Annotated in this window: 19 protein-coding genes; 9 read left to right on the top strand and 10 right to left on the bottom strand. The window is 52.1% G+C overall.

Features of this window, described 5'->3' with window-relative positions:
• The first annotated feature begins 8 nt into the window (after nucleotides 1–8).
• Together N5923_RS03520 and N5923_RS03515 are read left to right on the top strand one after the other, a co-directional pair.
• The gene (locus tag N5923_RS03520) at nucleotides 9–2,060 is read left to right on the top strand and encodes a DUF4401 domain-containing protein (protein ID WP_267142851.1); all 2,052 of its coding nucleotides are present in this window, start codon (nucleotides 9–11) and stop codon (nucleotides 2,058–2,060) included.
• A complete protein-coding gene (locus N5923_RS03515; RefSeq protein ID WP_407704374.1) occupies nucleotides 2,053–2,535 on the top strand; it encodes a GDYXXLXY domain-containing protein in 483 nt (160 codons plus the stop codon). The genes N5923_RS03520 and N5923_RS03515 overlap by 8 nt, the downstream gene beginning before the upstream one ends.
• 3 nt (nucleotides 2,536–2,538) lie before the next feature.
• On the opposite strand, the gene slmA is transcribed toward N5923_RS03515, so the two are convergent.
• The 3 genes from slmA to coaBC all read right to left on the bottom strand — a co-directional run bounded on the left by slmA (nucleotide 2,539) and on the right by coaBC (nucleotide 4,911).
• The gene (gene slmA, locus N5923_RS03510) at nucleotides 2,539–3,135 is read right to left on the bottom strand and encodes a nucleoid occlusion factor SlmA (protein WP_267142853.1); all 597 of its coding nucleotides are present in this window, start codon (nucleotides 3,133–3,135) and stop codon (nucleotides 2,539–2,541) included.
• A gap of 125 nt (nucleotides 3,136–3,260) precedes the next feature.
• Nucleotides 3,261–3,719: a dUTP diphosphatase gene (gene dut / locus N5923_RS03505; protein ID WP_267142854.1), complete on the bottom strand. Its 459-nt coding sequence runs from the start codon at nucleotides 3,717–3,719 to the stop codon at nucleotides 3,261–3,263.
• Entirely contained in the window at nucleotides 3,697–4,911 is a 1,215-nt protein-coding gene (gene coaBC / locus N5923_RS03500; RefSeq protein ID WP_267142855.1) for a bifunctional phosphopantothenoylcysteine decarboxylase/phosphopantothenate--cysteine ligase CoaBC, read from the bottom strand. The genes dut and coaBC overlap by 23 nt, the downstream gene beginning before the upstream one ends.
• Before the next feature lie 193 nt (nucleotides 4,912–5,104).
• On the opposite strand from coaBC, the gene radC reads away from it, so the two are divergent.
• From radC to mutM, 4 genes are all read left to right on the top strand, one after another.
• Nucleotides 5,105–5,773 (top strand): RadC family protein, encoded by a 669-nt coding sequence (gene radC / locus N5923_RS03495; RefSeq protein WP_267142856.1) that lies wholly within the window; start codon nucleotides 5,105–5,107, stop codon nucleotides 5,771–5,773.
• 286 nt (nucleotides 5,774–6,059) lie between these two features.
• Nucleotides 6,060–6,296 (top strand): 50S ribosomal protein L28, encoded by a 237-nt coding sequence (rpmB, locus tag N5923_RS03490; RefSeq protein WP_026111758.1) that lies wholly within the window; start codon nucleotides 6,060–6,062, stop codon nucleotides 6,294–6,296.
• An 11-nt stretch (nucleotides 6,297–6,307) separates the two neighbouring features.
• Nucleotides 6,308–6,475: a 50S ribosomal protein L33 gene (rpmG, locus tag N5923_RS03485; RefSeq protein ID WP_003024094.1), complete on the top strand. Its 168-nt coding sequence runs from the start codon at nucleotides 6,308–6,310 to the stop codon at nucleotides 6,473–6,475.
• 78 nt (nucleotides 6,476–6,553) lie between these two features.
• Nucleotides 6,554–7,363, top strand: coding sequence for a bifunctional DNA-formamidopyrimidine glycosylase/DNA-(apurinic or apyrimidinic site) lyase (gene mutM, locus N5923_RS03480; RefSeq protein ID WP_267142857.1), 810 nt, complete (start codon nucleotides 6,554–6,556; stop codon nucleotides 7,361–7,363).
• Between the two features lie 104 nt (nucleotides 7,364–7,467).
• Here the strand turns inward: mutM and coaD are convergent, their stop codons facing one another.
• The 5 genes from coaD to rfaQ form a co-directional block, all read right to left on the bottom strand.
• Nucleotides 7,468–7,944 carry a pantetheine-phosphate adenylyltransferase gene (gene coaD, locus N5923_RS03475; RefSeq protein WP_267142858.1) on the bottom strand — a complete coding sequence of 159 codons (477 nt, stop codon included), beginning with the start codon at nucleotides 7,942–7,944 and terminating at the stop codon, nucleotides 7,468–7,470.
• The gene (locus N5923_RS03470) at nucleotides 7,941–8,717 is read right to left on the bottom strand and encodes a glycosyltransferase family 2 protein (protein ID WP_267142859.1); all 777 of its coding nucleotides are present in this window, start codon (nucleotides 8,715–8,717) and stop codon (nucleotides 7,941–7,943) included. The genes coaD and N5923_RS03470 overlap by 4 nt, the downstream gene beginning before the upstream one ends.
• Complete coding sequence (waaA, locus tag N5923_RS03465; protein WP_267142860.1) at nucleotides 8,718–9,992, bottom strand: lipid IV(A) 3-deoxy-D-manno-octulosonic acid transferase; 1,275 nt, start codon at nucleotides 9,990–9,992, stop codon at nucleotides 8,718–8,720.
• A gap of 87 nt (nucleotides 9,993–10,079) precedes the next feature.
• Nucleotides 10,080–11,216: a glycosyltransferase family 4 protein gene (locus N5923_RS03460; protein ID WP_267142861.1), complete on the bottom strand. Its 1,137-nt coding sequence runs from the start codon at nucleotides 11,214–11,216 to the stop codon at nucleotides 10,080–10,082.
• A complete protein-coding gene (gene rfaQ, locus N5923_RS03455; RefSeq protein ID WP_267142862.1) occupies nucleotides 11,209–12,282 on the bottom strand; it encodes a putative lipopolysaccharide heptosyltransferase III in 1,074 nt (357 codons plus the stop codon). The genes N5923_RS03460 and rfaQ overlap by 8 nt, the downstream gene beginning before the upstream one ends.
• Nucleotides 12,283–12,486: 204 nt before the next feature.
• On the opposite strand from rfaQ, the gene N5923_RS03450 reads away from it, so the two are divergent.
• Nucleotides 12,487–13,488, top strand: coding sequence for a glycosyltransferase family 9 protein (locus N5923_RS03450; RefSeq protein WP_267142863.1), 1,002 nt, complete (start codon nucleotides 12,487–12,489; stop codon nucleotides 13,486–13,488).
• Between the two features lie 48 nt (nucleotides 13,489–13,536).
• Here N5923_RS03450 and galE read toward each other — a convergent pair whose 3' ends face one another.
• Both galE and N5923_RS03440 read right to left on the bottom strand, forming a co-directional pair.
• Nucleotides 13,537–14,553 (bottom strand): UDP-glucose 4-epimerase GalE, encoded by a 1,017-nt coding sequence (gene galE / locus N5923_RS03445; protein WP_267142864.1) that lies wholly within the window; start codon nucleotides 14,551–14,553, stop codon nucleotides 13,537–13,539.
• Between the two features lie 28 nt (nucleotides 14,554–14,581).
• The gene (locus tag N5923_RS03440; protein WP_267142865.1) at nucleotides 14,582–15,685 is read right to left on the bottom strand and encodes a glycosyltransferase; all 1,104 of its coding nucleotides are present in this window, start codon (nucleotides 15,683–15,685) and stop codon (nucleotides 14,582–14,584) included.
• A gap of 166 nt (nucleotides 15,686–15,851) precedes the next feature.
• Between N5923_RS03440 and N5923_RS03435 the strand changes: the two genes are divergently transcribed.
• Together N5923_RS03435 and N5923_RS03430 are read left to right on the top strand one after the other, a co-directional pair.
• Nucleotides 15,852–16,814: a polysaccharide deacetylase family protein gene (locus tag N5923_RS03435; RefSeq protein WP_267142866.1), complete on the top strand. Its 963-nt coding sequence runs from the start codon at nucleotides 15,852–15,854 to the stop codon at nucleotides 16,812–16,814.
• Nucleotides 16,811–17,911, top strand: coding sequence for a glycosyltransferase family 9 protein (locus tag N5923_RS03430; RefSeq protein WP_267142867.1), 1,101 nt, complete (start codon nucleotides 16,811–16,813; stop codon nucleotides 17,909–17,911). Before N5923_RS03435 ends, N5923_RS03430 begins: the two co-directional genes overlap by 4 nt.
• Nucleotides 17,912–17,921 lie beyond the last annotated feature (10 nt).

Genomic DNA, 17,921 nt, shown 5'->3' with positions numbered 1-17,921 from the left:
AGTAACGCGTGGAAAACCACTTATATGCAGGAAAAGCAGCCACCGCGGCAGGCAGAGCGGTGCGACGGTTACAGTCTCAAGGCCAGATCTCTCTTGCGACCCAACACGCTATTTTACAGCTGATTGGTGCGCGGCCAGATGCGCAGGGATGGCTACTGTTTCTGCGCGCCACCTTTGCGCTGATTGGCACATTGTCACTGGTTTGCGGGGTGATATTCTTTTTTGCCTGGAACTGGCACACGCTGCCGCGCATGCTGAAGTTTGCGCTGGTTGAGGGCATGATTATTGCGCTGGCGGTGCTGGTGTGGTGGCGCTGGGCGCAGAACAGCGCCCGTCTGGCGCTGATTGCCATCGGCATGCTCACCGGTGTGCTGTTTGCTGTTTATGGTCAGGTCTATCAGACCGGCGCCGAGAGCTGGACGCTGTTTCGTGCCTGGGCCGTGGCGCTGTTCGCTATAGCCTGCTTTGCCCGTGTTACCGCACTCTGGTTGCTCTGCTGGCTGGTGGCCAATGTCGCCTTCTTATTGCGGCTGGATGGCTGGCAGGATTTCCCGTTTAATCACGGGTTTAGCCTGATTTACCAGCTCTCGCTGCTGGCCGCGCTGGTTGTCTGGTATGCGATTACCCGCAACAACAACGGGTTGTTTCGGGTAATGGTGTTCTGGACGCTGGTCACCCTGACGGTCGCCAGCGCCAGCGAATTGTTTGGCGATCACCATCCATACGGCCTGCTCAGCGCGGTGTTGTGGCTGGCGATGCTGGTGGCGGGTTATTTGCTGTTCTATCGCCGTCAGCGCGATCTGTTTATCCTCACCTGTGGTTTATTCAGCATCAGCTTTTTGCTGGTGGCGGGAGTGCTGCGGCTATTTATTGAGGTCGATATTATTCTGACCTTAGTGGTCGCACTGGTGGTGTTATGCCTGTGCGCCGCTCAGGCCAGCCGCTGGGTGTTAAAGTTACGTGCGCAAAATCCTGACGAGCTGCAGCCTGAAGAGCGTAACGAGCAGCAGGCCATCTGGTCGCGGCTGCAGCAGCAGGCGTTACTGACGCCACAACAGATCGCGTTGCTGCAACAGGATAACGATGACGAGTTACCCTGGTATGTGCGCGCTGCGCTGGTATTAAGCGGCTGGTTTGCCGGCGTGATGGCTTTTGCCCTGCTGGTGCTGTCCTGTTTCCTCTACGGCCTGTTTGATAAATTTGAAGTGCTGACCTTTGTGCTGATCGCGCTGTTCAGTGGCGTTCCCGGCTGGCTGTTTTTAGGTAAACCCGGCCTTGCTCAGCGCCAGATTGGTTTATCCTGGGCGATTGCCTGTAGCTTTAGCAGTTGTGTCGCGGTGGCGCTGTGGATTGATGACCGTAACTGGATTAGCGGCCAGATGTGTCTGGCTTTTGTGCCGGTGCTGGCGCTGCTGTTTATTCTGTTTCGCGATAACTTTTATCGCTTCCTCAACAGTGCTGCGCTGGTATTTTTCCTTGTCAGCGGCCTGACCTGGTTTACCAGCAGTTTGCCGGTCGCCGTCTCTGCGCTGATCACTATCGGTGTTATTCTGGCTGGCATTGACGATCGCTACACCTGGCGTTTCCGTCCCTGCCTGTTAGGGGTGAGCAGCGGTCTGCTGGCGCTCTGCTTCTATGGCTCGGTGCCGATGGAAAATCTGCTGCTGATTAATGAAGTGGCGCCGCGCGGCGGTGATTTTTCTACTCTCAATGAGGGTATTGCCGCCGGATTACTGATTGCTGCATTGATTCTTGGTCGCCGGGAAGGGGTGCCGGGCGCCTGGCAGTTGCTGCTGATTGCCACCGTGCTGGCGGCGATGAGCCTGTTCGCGCCGGGTATCGCGCTGGCGTGGTTATTGCTGCTGCTGGCACGTTTCCAGAACAGCAAAGTGCTGATGATGGCCGCCGCTGTGCTGCTGGTGCTCTATACCATCGACTGGTATTACTTCCTCGGTACTTCCTTGCTGGATAAAGCGCTGCTGCTGTTTGCCGCCGGAGTGGTGCTGCTGCTGATTGCGGCGCTGGCACATCGCCGTTTACAGGGAGGTGAATATGCGTAAGTGGCTGCTGTTTGCTGTGTTATTAGTGATCTTACTGGCAACCAATCGGGCGATTTATCAAAAAGAGCAGTTACTGGCGCACGGCAGCGTAGTGCGACTGGCGCTGGCGCCGGTCGATCCCCGTTCGCTGATGCAGGGGGATTATATGGCGCTGAATTATGCGCTGAATAACCGTCTGTCTGGCGAAGAGATGCCGCAAAATAAACGTGTCATCATTACGCTAAATGCGCAGCATATTGCCACCGATGTCAGCTGGGATCGCGGTCAGCCATTGAGCGCCAACCAGCTTTATCTGCAGGTCCATCGTGGCAATCAGGGGATTGAGGTAGCCAGTAACGCGTGGTTTTTCGAGGAAGGACATGCCGAAGATTTTGCTAATGCGCGCTATGGCGAATTGCGGGTGGCTGAGGATGGTACGGCGCTGCTGGTGGCTTTACTGGATGAACAGTTAACCCCCTTATCAACAGCGCCGTAGCGATTACACCAGCTGAGACGCCAGCAGTGGCCAGCGTGCGTCAAAGTCCACGGTAGGACGATAGCGAAATTCGGAACGGACAAAACGCGACAGCATGCCTTCACAGTATGCCAGCAGCTGGCTGGCCAGCAGGGTTTCATCGGTGGTGAAGCCTTCCCCTTCACGCATTTTCCGTTCGCGCATTACCTGGCGCAACTGGACTTCAATTCGTTCAAACAGCTGGTTAATGCGCCCCTGCAGGCGATCCTGTTCAAACATCAGGGCATGGCCAGTCAGAATACGCGTCAGGCCAGGGTTACGTTCACCAAAGCCGAGAATCAGTTGTACGATCAGGCGCAGGCGCGGCAACGTCTCTTTTTCATCATTTAAGATCAGATTGATACGGGTGATCAGGCTGTCTTCAATAAATTCAATCAGACTGTCAAACATCCGCGTCTTGCTGGGAAAGTGGCGGTAAAGCGCCGCTTCGGAGACGCCAACATTGGCAGCCAGTTTGGCGGTAGTAATGCGCTGGCTACCATCACTGGATTCCAGCATCTGCGCCAGAGCCTGCAATATTTCCTCGCGACGATTCCTTTTCGCACTCTTTTTTTCTGCCATGACTTAAAAGACCCCTGAAAATTCACCATAAACGGGCAAATACCCACGTAACATCCGTGAGAGAGCGTCTCACGGCATTAAAGAGTAAACGGCTATAATACGTTACGAGGGTTGTTCGTTATGCGTTACTGGCGGCCTGAGTGGCCAAAACCACCTTCACCACGCGCGCTGGCATCAAAATCTTCAACCAGATTGAACTCGGCCTGCACTACTGGCACAAAGACCATCTGTGCAATGCGCTCACCGGGTTGAATAGTGAAAGTATCCTGGCCACGGTTCCACACCGATACCATCAGTTGTCCCTGGTAGTCAGAGTCAATCAGACCTACCAGATTGCCCAGCACCACGCCATGCTTATGGCCCAGCCCGGAGCGTGGCAGAATCACCGCCGCCAGTTCAGGGTCAGCAATATGAATCGCTAATCCGGTTGGCACCAGTGTGGTAAGGCCCGGAGCCAGCTCAATAGCCTCATCAAGGCAGGCGCGCAGATCAAGACCTGCCGATCCCGAGGTAGCGTAAGTTGGCAGTGGGAACGCATTGCCTACACGCGGATCCATAATCTTAACGTCGATTTTTTTCATCATAACGGCTGACAATCTCGTCTATTAACTGTTGGCCAAGGAGTGACTTATCGCTGAGCGGTAAGACTTTATCTCCCTCCTGCCAAAAAAGGTGAAGAGCATTGGTGTCGCTATTGAAACCCTGCCCGGCTTTTGACACATCATTGGCGCAGATTAAATCCAGATTCTTTCGCGCACGTTTTTGTTGGGCGTATTCTTCCACATTCTGGGTTTCAGCGGCAAATCCTACCACATAGGGACGGCTATCGGTCATTGCGCCGACGCCCGCCACAATGTCGGGGTTTTTTACCATGGTGAGTGTCACTTCATCACCCTGTTTTTTAATTTTTTCTTCGGCGATGCTGGCCGCGCGGTAGTCTGCCACGGCTGCGCTGCCAATAAAAATATGCTGGCGGGTAATGTGCGCCATCACCGCTTTTTCCATCTCCAGCGCGCTGGTGACGTCAATACGCTGCACCCACGGCGGGGTCGCCAGGTTTACCGGACCAGCGACCAGCGTGACACTGGCGCCGCGTGCGGCGGCGGCGGCGGCAATGGCAAAACCCATTTTTCCCGAGCTGTGATTGCTGATATAGCGCACCGGATCCAGCGCTTCGCGTGTCGGCCCGGCGGTGATCATAATATTAAGATGTTGCAGGTCGTTGACCGGTGTTGACCACTGCACGGCGTGATCGACAATCGCCAGCGGGTCCAGCATGCGACCCGGGCCAATATCGCCACAGGCCTGGCTGCCACTATCGGGACCCCAGATCAATACACCGCGATCGGCCAGTACTTTAAGGTTGTGCTGAGTTGGCAGCGCGCGATACATCTGCTGATTCATCGCCGGCACCACGGCAACAGGCGCAGCCGTCGCCAGGCAGATGGTGGTCACCAGATCGTTGGCCATACCGGCGGCAACACGCGCAATCAGATCGGCAGTGGCTGGGGCAAGAATCACTAAATCCGCCCATTTCCCCAGCTCGATATGGCCCATCGCGGCTTCAGCCGCTGGATCAAGCAGGTCATCATAGACCGGAAAACCGGAGACCGCCTGCAGGCTAAGCGGAGTGATAAAGGCTTTCGCCGCACCGGTCATCACCACCCTTACTTCGGCGCCGCGATCGCGCAGGCGACGAACCAGGTCAGGTGCTTTATAAGCGGCGATACCGCCGCTAACGCCCAGTACGATGTGTTTACCGGTTAATCCCGTCATAGTGTTATCCGTCATCATTACCTTAGCCAGACGCGCTGATTGGCGTCACGATTTGCGTATTTTATCACACTCCGCAGATGTAACTCTTTAGCATACTGGCACCTTTGCGAGATGCCTCGAAAACTGACAATTTGCCACTACTCAGCCGGAGCAGTGGCAGGCATGCTGCCCTTTTATCAGGGAGAGATGCGATATGGAAGCGCCATGGCAGCAATTGATGCCGCGAGAGAAGTTGCGGAAGATGGGGGCAGAGGTACTAACGGATGCAGAGCTGTTGGCGATCTTCTTGCGTACCGGCTCCATCGGGCTACCGGTAATGACGGTGGCCAGTCAGCTATTACAGCATTTTGGTTCGTTGTACCGGGTAATGACCGCTGATAAACAGGCGATATCGCAGGTGAAAGGGGTGGGGGAAGTTAAATTAGTGCAACTGCATGCGGTGGCGGAGCTGGGGCGACGTTTTTTTGGTTCTAAAATGGCGCGTGAAGATGTGATTGCCAACCCGGAGGCCACCCATCAATACCTGGTTGGGATGCTGGCGCATCAGGAACGGGAAATTTTTATGGTTATTTTCCTCGATAACCAGCATCGGGTGATGACGTCGCGCGAGATGTTTGCTGGCAGTATTAACAGTGTCGAGGTGCATCCGCGGGAAATTATGCGTGAAGCGTTAAAAATCAATGCGGCGGCACTGATTCTGGCGCACAATCACCCCTCCGGGATGGCGGAACCCAGCGCTGCCGATCGCGATATCACCCAACAGATTATTAACGCCGGCTTATTATTGAATATCAGGATATTAGATCATCTGGTTGTCGGCCATGGTCACTATGTCTCATTCGCCGAACGTGGTTGGTTGTAAAACAGGCAATAACGCCGACCAGATGGCCCGGATTGCGCTTTTTATCAGCGGTTTCCTGACCAGGTGCGGCTATTTTGCGCGATCCGCCGGGATCTTTATCTGTTCGGGACTTGAGCAGCGGCGCTACAGGGCGTATACTACGCCACCTTTGAGAATCTCGGGTTTGGCGTTTGGGCCTGCTAAGCGGGTTTACATAAGAACTCGCCTGGATGGGCTAAGAGCCTGACGAGGCGGCCAGGACCCTATTTTTAAAGCTCGAGCTGAATTTGATTTTTGGAGAATTGACATGTCACGAGTCTGCCAAGTAACTGGCAAGCGTCCGGTGAGCGGTAACAATCGTTCCCACGCAATGAACGCGACGAAGCGCCGTTTCCTGCCGAACCTGCACAAGCACCGTTTCTGGGTTGAAGACGAAAAGCGCTTTGTTACGCTACGTGTATCTGCTAAAGGTATGCGTGTTATCGATAAAAAGGGTATTGAGACGGTTCTGACCGAAATCCGTGCCCGTGGTGAGAAGTACTAAGGAACTGAATCATGGCTAAAGGTATTCGTGAGAAAATCAAGCTGGTTTCTTCTGCTGGTACAGGTCATTTTTATACCACCACGAAGAACAAGCGCACCAAGCCGGAAAAACTGGAACTGAAGAAATTCGATCCAGTTGTCCGTCAGCACGTGCTCTACAAAGAAGCTAAAATTAAGTAATTAATTTAGCGACTTAAGAAAAACCCGGCTTCGGCCGGGTTTTTTGTTTTATAAGACAACACAACCCAAGGAGTTGGCATGCCTGAGTTACCTGAGGTCGAAACCAGTCGGCGCGGAATCGAGCCGCATCTGGTCGGTGAAACCATTTTGCATGCAGTGGTACGTAACAGCCGCTTGCGCTGGCCGGTATCACAGGAAATTCATGCACTGAGCGATCAGCCGGTATTAAGCGTACAGCGCCGGGCCAAGTACTTACTGCTGGAGCTGCCGACCGGCTGGATTATTATTCACCTCGGTATGTCTGGCAGCCTGCGGGTATTGCCGGAAGATGTTCCTGCCGCAAAACACGATCATGTCGATTTGGTGATGAGCAACGGTAAAGTGCTGCGCTATACCGATCCACGCCGCTTTGGCGCATGGTTGTGGAGTGTCGATCCGCAGGCCAGCAATGTGCTGGCGCATTTAGGGCCGGAGCCGCTGAGTGAAGAGTTTAGCGGCGACTGGCTGTATACCAAATCGCGCGTGAAACGCACGGCGATCAAACCCTGGCTGATGGATAATAAGCTGGTGGTGGGGGTTGGCAATATCTATGCCAGCGAATCGCTGTTTGCGGCGGGGATCCTGCCCGATCGTCCGGCAATGTCACTGACGCAGTCCGAAGCGGCGCTGCTGGTCGCCACCATTAAAGCAGTGCTGTTACGTTCAATCGAGCAGGGTGGCACCACGCTGCGTGATTTTCTGCAGACGGATGGTAAACCGGGGTATTTTGCGCAGGAGTTGCAGGTCTATGGCCGCGCGGGTGAAGCGTGCCGGGTATGTGGCACCTTAATTGAGAAAGCCATCCACGGTCAGCGCAGTACCTTTTTCTGCCGCGGTTGTCAGAAATAAGCGCATATGCGGGCTATTTGTAACGTCCGGTGGGCGGCGAGAACACCGCCGCTACGAAACATTGATTCTTTTGTAGGGGAGCCGTTATCGGCTCCCGTTTGGCATTACAGTTTGGCGATTAGCGCCTGATGCACCACTGGTGGCAGAAAGGCCTGCACATCGCCCTGATGGCGCGCCACTTCCTTCACCAGTGAAGAAGAGATAAAGGAATAGTCTGCCGACGGCATCAGAAACACGCTTTCCAGCGTCGGCAGCAGATGGCGATTCATATGCGCCAGTTGAAGTTCATACTCAAAGTCCGCCACGGCGCGTAAACCGCGCACCAGCACATTGGCATTCTGCGCTTTGGCGAAGTTTGCCATCAGATCGCTAAAACCGACCACTTCAACATTATCGAGATGCGCCGTAACCTGTTGCGCCAGCGCCACGCGTTCATCCAGCGAGAACATCGGTTTCTTACTCGGGCTGGCGGCAATCGCCAGTACGATATGATCGAACATCAGCGCTGCACGGGTGACAATATCGAGATGACCGTTGGTCATCGGATCGAAAGTACCGGGATAGATCGCTTTAGTGCTCATAAGCTCCCTTTCTCTGCTGCCTGATTTAGCGCCCACAGGGCGGCGTATTTGTTAAAAGTGTACTGTGCATTAACCACTGCCAGTATCCAGCCCTGTTTACCATCGAGAAAGCCGGCGCGCAGCACCAGCGTTTTCACAAACGCGCTGATGGTATGACTGAAAATGGAGAATACCGAACAGCCTTTTCCCTGCTGGTGACGCTGCTTAGCCCAGGCTTCCGCATAGGCAAACTGTTTACGCTGAAACGCAGAGAAGTCACGGCAGGTAAGGTGCAGCAGATCACCACGCAATGGCACAACGTGCGCATCGCGGGCATTCAGCGACTCATGCACCTGGTTATCATTGTAGTGGTAGTCGCGCGGATAGAGACGGGTCACACGGTCGGGATACCAGCCGCTGTGGCGCATAAAGCGTCCGAGAAACAGATTACGCCGGGCAATACTGTAAACCGTATGTGGCTGCGGATGTTCCAGTACGCGCTCAATCGACGCGCGCAATTCGGCAGTTACCCGCTCATCGGCATCGATCATCAAAATCATTTCGCCACTGGCATAGCTTTGCGCATGCTCGCGTTGCAAGCCATAACCGGGCCAGCCTTCAGAGTGATAAACCTGAACATTGTGCTGGCGGGCAATTTCGGCGGTGTTATCGCTGCTGCCGGAGTCGAGCAGAATGATTTCATCGGCCCAGCTCACTGAAGCCAGGCAATCGGGCAACAGCCCGGCCTCGTTTTTGGCGATCATCACCACCGAAAGTCGTTGGCGAGCGGTCATTTAGTGATTCCGTGGTGGCAAATGGGGTTCGAGTAACTGTAGCAGACGCTGAAGGGCGCCCTGATTCTGATGCAGCACTTCCACCGCGTGACGGCCGTGATAGCGGCGATAGTCATCATCGGTCAGCAGGTTGCCGATCTCTTTATCCAGTGAGTCCGCATCGGTGACGGTAATCAGGCCATCAGCCTGCTGGAGTTTGCTACAGATATCTTTGAAGTTGAAGGTGTGCGGCCCCATCAGCACCGGAATGGCGTGCGCAGCCGGCTCCAGCGGGTTATGACCGCCGCGCTCTACCAGGCTACCGCCGACAAAAGCCAGGTCAGCAATGCCGTACAGCAGCATCAGTTCACCCATGGTATCGCCAATCACTACCTGAGTGCTGCCGGAAGGAATTTCACCGCTGCTGCGCAGGATATAACTGAAGTTGCCTTTTTGCGTCATATCGCGCGCATCGGCAAAACGTTCCGGATGGCGCGGCACCAGAATCAGCAGCAGATTGGGAAAACGCGCCAGTAATTTACGGTGGGCGGCCAGAATAATACTCTCTTCGCCTTCGTGGGTACTGGTGGCAATCCACACCGGACGCCGTGGCGCCCACTGGCTGCGCAGCGTGATGGCGCGTGCCGCCAGCTCTGGCGTCACGGAAATATCAAATTTCAGGCTGCCGGTGACCGTCAGATGCGAACGTTTTAAGCCGAGACTGACAAAGCGCTCGCCATCTTCCTGATTCTGCGCGGCAATCAGCGTGATGCGCTGCAGTAACTGGCGCATAAATTTACCCAGCTTTTTATAGCCAGCGGCGGAACGTTCAGAAAGGCGCGCATTGGCAATCACCAGCGGGATCTTACGATCGTGCAGGGCTTTGATAATATTGGGCCACAGCTCGGTTTCCATAATAATCACCAGCTTTGGGCTGGTGGTATCAAGGAAGCGATGGATCGCGCCAGGCAGGTCGTAAGGCAGGTAAACGTGGTGAACATCTTTACCGAAAGCGGACTGCGCGCGTTCTGAACCGGTTGGCGTCATGGTGGTGACGGTAATCGGCAGCGTGGGGTAGCGATGGCGCAGCGCACGTACCAGCGGTACGGCGGCGAGGGTTTCACCCACTGATACCGAGTGCAGCAAAATACCGTCTGGCTTTACCTTTCCTTCACAAAAACCATAGCGTTCGGCCCATCTTTTACGATAGGCAGGTGCTTTCCGGCCGCGCAACCAGAGGCGCAGCCAAATCAGCGGCTGAATGAGATAGAGCAGAACGGTGTAAATTGTCGTCATACAGGTTTTTACGACACTAATGCGTCAAATATTATCCCAAAGAACAATCCGGCATGTTAGCAGATAACTTGCCGGCGCTCATCTTACTTAATCATGCTGTTGCAATACTTGCTGATAAAGCGAATGTAATTCTGCAGCAAGGCATTGAGGGGTATAAGGCAGGATTCTGGCGCGTGCGGCCTCACTCATGGCTGAATCGACTACTTTTGCCGGAATAGCATTGACGGCATGTTGCAATGCGTTGATATCTAATGCATCACAGACGAAGCCTTCCTGACCATCGGTAATAAATTCCGCTCCCCCACACCCAAAGCTGGTGATCACTGGCAGTCCACAGGCCATTGCTTCTAAAATCACATTCGGAAAAGGGTCATATAGCGTCGGCAGTATCAGGCCGTCAGCGGCATGATAGAAAGAGACAACATCTTGCTGCACGCCGACAAAACGGATGCGGTTCAGGCAATTAAGCTGATTAGCCAGCTGTTGATAGCGGCTTAATTGCTTATCCTGGCCGACAACAATCAGGTAACGATCGCTACGAGCTATGGCCTCAATGGCGGCGCGCAGGCCTTTACGTTCAAAACCGGATCCAACATAGATAAGTGCACAGGCATCAGCCGGAATACGCAACTGCTGGCGCGCAGCATGACGTGTAGCATCGTTTGACGGCTGAAAACGCTGCGAGTCGATGGCGTTATAGATGACGGCAAATTTCTCTTCCGGCACCTGGAAGCAGCGAATGATGTCACGTTTCACCATCTCGGAGTTACAGATGATTTTTTTCAGAGACGCTGAGCGAAACATCTCCTCTTCCGCCTGCATCACATAGCGATGATAAGGGCTTAATGTCGTCGCCAGACGCTGTAACGGTTTGATAATACGCGCGCGTTGCTCCAGCCAGACACGATGCACGCCATCGCCAGCACGAAAGATATCGCAGCCTTCGATCCGTTCATGGCTCTGTACAATATCAAATTTTTCCCGCTGCCAGCATTCACGTGCGGCGCGGGCAAAACCACGCTCGCGTGAAATACGTCCCCATTTCTTCGGGTTACAGATATGCAGATGCCAGTCAGGATTTGGTGTGCCCTGCCAACTGCGGGTAATGATATTCAGATCGAGCTGGTCGCTTTCCAGCGCTTCCAGTGCGCGCGAGATAAAGCGTTCTGCGCCGCCGTCAGGGCGATATTTTTGTCTGACGATAGCGAGGCGGACTTTATTCATCCAGATAACTCCTTGCGGCTTTCACGACGTCCTCTACCGGAATAGCAGTGAGATAGCGCTGTTGGGTGTTGGTATTAATGGAGTCTGGATCGGGAAGAGGTGCATAATCACCAGCCCAAATCACCTGATTATTTTCACCCCATGGTCGCCAGAACTGCAATTTGGTGGGACCAAAAAGCGCAATGCAGGGGGTATTTAGTGCGGCAGCCATATGCATCGGTGCAGAATCGACGCCGATAAAAAGCCGGGCGTGCGCGATAAGCGCTGCCAGTTGTGTCAGGGTCAATTTTCCGGCAATGGAAACGACATCCCCACTTTTACACAATGACAAAATATTATCGATCATCGCCTGCTCTTTCGCATCTGGCGCGGCGGTTAATACCACCTTCAGGCCGGGTCGGGCTAGCTGATCAATGACTTCTGCCATTTTGTCATCTTCCCAGCATTTAAATATCCAACGCGAAGTGGGCTGAATCACGATATATGGCTGAGAGAACTGCTGCGCCAGTAGATGTTTGGTATGTTGCCAGTCACTGTCGCTGTAATGCATCGACGCGTGAACCCCTGCAACCGGAATATTTAACGGTTGTAGTGCCGAAAGATTTTGTTCAGCGGTGTGCAACTGGTGATGGTTATCGGTTGGAACCAGGTAGTTATGGCAAAATTGCCACAGAGGATTACGGCGCTTTTCAAAATCAAAGCCAATACGCACCGAAGCGCCAGACAAGCGGGTAATTATGGCGCTGAGCCATTGATCGGCAAGGTTAATTACCACATCATAGTGACGCGATCGCAAATGAGTGGCTACGGCCATTTCATGTTTGAAACGTTGCCAGCCGCCCAGTTTTTTCCAGTTTCTGTCGATAGCATGGATTTCGCCAATAGCCGGATGAGCCTGCAAAATCGGGCGGGTTTCTGCGTATAGTAATACATCAATGATGGCTTGTGGATAACGTTGATGTAACGCATTGATCACCGGCGTTGTCAGCAACATGTCACCATGATGACGTAACTTAATCAGCAGAATTTTACGTGGCGTAAACGTTGAGGGTATCGGGCTTGCCATACTTATGGTTTCTCAAAGTTAAGTGGAGAGATTGTAGGGGAAACCACTGACAGGTTAAAGCCGCCCGAAACGATAAACTGATCAGAAGAGAGTAAACTCGGAATGCTCTATGCAGTCAGAATGAGACGCAAGTTATAAAATTTGCTGAACTTCTCTCACTTGCGCAGTCAAAGCAAACAAACGGTTCCATTAATGAGCTAAGTAATGAAGCATTTTTTGATTATACGCCGTGATAATATCGGCGATCTGGTATGCACTACTCCCTTAATTGAGGGGATTAAAATTGCTTATCCTGATGCCAGGATTTATCTGCTGATAAATAGCCTTACGCAAGATGTCGTAAAGCATAATCCCCATATTGACCAGATTTTTGTCTATAAAAAAGCTAAGCATAAAGCGCAGGGCGAGACAACGCTTGGCGTTTATGTCGAGCGTCTCAAAATGTTTATGCGGTTACGAAAAACAAAATTTGATGCGACTATCCTCGCCAATCCCGTTCCCTGCAAATACAGCTTACGGCTGGCAAAACTGGCAGGGGCCGGGAATATCATTGGTGCTGATAGCGGCGACATGAAAATTAATTTCCCGTTCAGCAAAGATAATTTTCAAGGCAAGCACCAGGTTGAGCATACCTTCAGCTATTTGTCTGCTATCAGCGATCGCAAGATGCAAATCCCGCCGGTACGTGTCTGGTTAACCGATGAAGAACGCCAGCAGGCGATGTTGCGTGTAACCGCGCTATTGCCTGCTGACAAACCGGTGATTGCAGTTCATATCAGCAGTCGCAGTGCCAGAAGGCGCTGGCCGCTGGAACGTTATGCGGAAGTTATTAATCGTCTGCATACCGAACGTCGAGCTTCAGTACTGATTTTTTGGTCTCCGCAAGGCACGCTGGGGCCAGATGATGTCGGTGATGAGCATCGCGCGCAGCAGTTGCTGAAGCTATGTCATCATCAGAATGCGGCCTTGTATCCAACCTCGTCAGTGCGAGAGTTGCTGGCGGCTTTTGAGCGTTGTGATCTGGTGCTCTGCAGCGATGGCGGGCAGATGCATCTGGCCGCAGCGCTGAATAAGAAACAGGTGGTATTTTTTGGTGATACCAACCCGGAGATTTGGCACCCCTGGTCGGGTAAGTATCAGATACTGCAGAGTGATTCCGGAGACTGCGCTGATATTTCCGTTGAGGATGTCTGGCAGTACCTGTAACAGCCGGATTGATTGCCTGCCAGACTTTCTGTAATCGTTAATGTGATGTCAGGCGTTAAATCCTTGAGGATTGTTTGATTGCCAGCGCCAGGCATCGCGCATCATGGTATCCAGGTCGCGCTTTGCTTCCCATTCCAGGCCTGTCTTAGCTAGCGCCGGATCGGACCAACATTCACCGATGTCTCCCTCCCGACGCGCGACGATTTGGTATGGAATTTTGCGACCGGATGCCCGTTCGAATGCCTGCAACATTTCCAGTACCGAATAGCCAACGCCGGTGCCAAGGTTATAAACCGCTACGCCATGATGGCGGTCGATAAATTCAATGGCCTTCAGATGGCCCTCGGCGAGATCCATGACGTGGATATAATCACGTACACCAGTGCCATCTTTGGTTGAATAGTCATCGCCAAAGATAGCCACTTTTTCCAGCTTGCCGATTGCCACCTGGGCAATATAAGGCATCAGGTTATTGGGAATACCATTCGGATCTTCGCCAATCATTCCAGAAGGATGGGCGCCAACGGGATTAAAGTAGCGCAAAATGATAATGGTAAAAGCAGGTTCAGCACGGGAAAAGTCTTGCAGCACTTGCTCGATCATTAACTTTGAGGTGCCATACGGATTAGTTGTGCCGCCAGTACGCGATGTCTCTACCAGAGGTATCTGCTCCGGCTGGCCATAGACCGTGGCTGATGAACTAAAAATCAGTTTCATCACACCCGCCCGACGCATTTCATCCAAAAGCACTAACGTACCGCTAAGATTATTATGATAGTACTCAAGTGGTTTGCGCACCGATTCACCGACGGATTTTAGCCCGGCAAAGTGGATTACCGCTGAAATAGCGTGAGTGGCGAAAATATCCCTGACTTTTTCAGCATCACATACATCCCCCTGATAGAAGATGGCAGTTTTACCACTCAGCTTTTCTACCCTGCTAAGGGAAACAGCAGAGGCATTAATAAGGTTATCCAGCACCACCACCTCTTCGCCCTGCTCAAGCAGTGTGAGCACTGTATGTGAACCGATGTAGCCTGCACCCCCGGTAACCAGAATTGCCATATAAATCCTTTCTCAATAGGTCATGATGTTATTCGACCGCGAGCTTGAGATAACGGTCAATAATTAAATTAATATCGAATCTGGCATACATTGCGGCAGTGATGATTGGCGGCGATTGCCATCCAAGACGTAACTTTTCTGCCAGCGATGCGGCATCAAGTTCCGCCTGATAGGGGGCCAGTTCACCGACCATGATTTCACCTACACCACCAGGGCAAGCGGTGCTGACAATGGGTGTGCCGCATATTAGTGATTCAATTAATACTGTAGGTAACCCTTCACTATCCGAGCTTAAAGCGAACAACCGTGCGCCTTTGATCATTGGCAACGGATTCTTTGAGAAGCCGGCCAGAATGACCTTTTGTTGCAGGTTCAGCTCGATGATCTTCGCTTTGAGTCGCGCCGTGGCGGTCTCTTCTCCCTGACCAATAATCACCAGCTTCGCTGGCAAATCAGCCTGTGCGAAGGCTTCCAGCAAGCGGTCCTGACGTTTGACCTGGTGAAAGCGTCCAACATGCAGAATATAATCTTCGCCAGCAAACGGATTCTCTTCCATGGCTCGCTGCTGTATCTGCTCTACATCAAATGGATTATAAATGGTGATCAACTCACGTGGGACAATCCCCATCACTTTTACCAGATCCTCTCCTACAGCGTCCGATACCGTAATGATCTTGCGTCCGCGATACACCTGTTGGATTTTGGCTCTTTTCAGATAGCGCGCCAGCGGTTTTTTGTTGCCCAGGTAAGAGCGTGAATAGATGCCATGAACACAATGCCATACATTACAACGGCTTAATTGCTTTGATTTCACCACTATACGATCAGTTTTATGCAGGCTGGAAATCACCAGAGCCGGACGGCCTTTATCGATAAATAACTGTTCCAGCTGATGATCGAGAGAGCGAGCACGCCGTGAAAGCTCAGTTAGTTTACGCAGTGGACCATGGCCATTATCATGATCAACACGATAATCAACATTGGCTGGAATGTCGTAATCCAGCCGGTTGTTCAGTGACAGCAGGGTGACAGCGTGCCCACGGTCGGCCATACCTCCCGCCAGGGTTAGTGTGACATTTTCAGCGCCACCGCCCGGTAAACCATCAATGATAAAAAGAATGTGCGTGGTCATGGCATATGCTGCCCTGGATGATAAGTCATGAGTAAATTCTAATGGAGTCACAATGCTGTGGCTACTGTTGCAGATTTTTCCTGAGCCTGTGTTAGCTAAATTACTTTGCGCTAATAAGGCCTGCTGCGTAACATAACTGCTCAGTTTTTATGAGGTCAGAAAAGATATGGCAAGGCCCGCATTTCTCATCACGATTGACACTGAGGGTGACAACCTCTGGGAGAATCATGACAAAATCGATACACACAACGCGGCTTTTTTACCGCGATTCCAGTCCCTGTGTGAGAAATATGGTTTTAAACCCACCTGGCTGACCAACTACGAAATGGCTATTGATCCGACTTACGTGGAGTTTGCCAAAGATGTAATCGCACGTAACCAGGGGGAAGTCGGTATGCACCTGCATGCATGGAACAGCCCCCCGCTGCACGATCTCACGGGTGATGACTGGCGACATAAGCCATATCTGATTGAATATCCGCAAGATGTTATCAGAGAGAAAGTGGTTTATATGACCAGGCTGCTCGAACAAACTTTTCAGACGAAAATGTTAAGTCATCGCGCCGGACGCTGGGCATTTAATGAGTATTATGCCTCATTGCTGATTGAGCTGGGTTATGTGGTCGACTGTTCTGTTACGCCACGCGTAGACTGGCGTCAATCACCGGGCAATCCGCAGGGCGACGGCGGCACCGACTATCGGGATTTTCCGCGTCACGCCTACTTTATCGATCGACAAGATATTGCTAAAGCCGGAAACTCGCCGCTGCTGGAAGTGCCGATGAGTATTCAAAACAAGTACTCACCGTTGATGAACAGTTTTAAGCAGGGTATTAATCGCTTGCGCGGTAAAAGGCGTGGCCCGTCAGTAAACTGGTTGCGTCCTGTAGGTGGTAATCTGGATAAGATGAAGCGTGTGGTTGAACAGTCGCTGGCTGATGGTGCTGATTACGTGGAATTTATGCTGCACTCCTCAGAATTTATGCCGGGGGGCAGTCCAACATTTAAAAATGAAGCAGATATTGACCAGCTTTATGCCGATCTGGAACAGCTGTTTAGCTGGCTGCAGTCGCGTACTTTGGGGATGACATTAGCTGAATATTATCGGCAATTTAAGGATGCCAGATGAGAAAACGTTGGAAGTTTCGCGCAGTCGATTTGTTTTTGCGGCTGTATACCGGGCAAAAAGGGCGGTTAGCATCACGTGACAGCTTTTTTCAGGAACAGCAGTTTGCCAACATCGTAATCTATTCCACCACGGCGCTGGGGGATTTTATGATGAATACGCCAGCTATCCGTGCAGTGCGCCAACGTTTTCCTGACGCCATTATTACATTGGTGGCGCATCAGAAATTCCGTGATTTTATGGAAGGCGGCGAGGACTGGGATCGTGTGGTGTACTGGAACAGTAAGGTTAAAACGCTACCTGTTCTGATTAAAGAGCTTAAAGAAAAGGGAAAACCTGACTTAGCTTTAATTTTGCATTCCCATGAGCCCTACGACTATCTTAGTGCGGTGATGTCCGGTGCTAAATATATCTTTCGTGATAACTATTCTGATGATAACCCCTGGCGCGACCGCTGGCTGACTAATTTCACCTATGGTTTTAAAGGTCATCTGGTACAGCGTAAGCTTGAACTGATTGCGCCGTTAGGTTGTGATATCAGCAATGGCGCCATGAAAGTGCCACGACCGCCAATAGCGAAAGTGGCTAAGTCTGATAATCAAAAAATTATTGGTTTTCAGATGGGCGCCTCTTCAGCTGAGCGTTGCTGGCCAGCGGAAAGCTTTGCCGATGTTGCTAATACTCTTTTGAAAGAGAATCCTCAGGCCAGCGTGGTGTTAATTGGCGGCCCGGGGGAGAAGCATCTGGAAAATCCTTTTATCGAAAAGGTCGAACCGACGCTACGTGCACGTATTCATAGCCAAATTGGCAAGACGACGCTTCCAGGGTTGATAGAAACCATTAACACATTTGATGTGATGCTGACCGGTGATACCGGGCCTTTGCATGTGGCCATCGCGCTGCAAGTGCCTACCCTCAGCCTGTTTGTTACTGAGGAACCGTCGTCAAGTGGACCATATCAGGATCGCGAAATACACCAGGTTTTATATGGCGTGCGCATGGCACTTAAGCCAGGGTCGTTGTCTGGCGAAGCGATGAAGACAATTACTTCAGCTCAAGTCATTGCATGTTTACGCAATGAATTTTCTATTTTTTGCTGATTCAACGGCT

Origin of the sequence: Winslowiella arboricola, from assembly GCF_025527015.1 — a bacterium.
In the GTDB taxonomy this organism is placed as follows: domain Bacteria; phylum Pseudomonadota; class Gammaproteobacteria; order Enterobacterales; family Enterobacteriaceae; genus Erwinia; species Erwinia arboricola.
The sequence above is the reverse complement of the archived record's forward strand: the minus strand, read 5'-3'. Positions and strand labels throughout refer to the sequence as shown.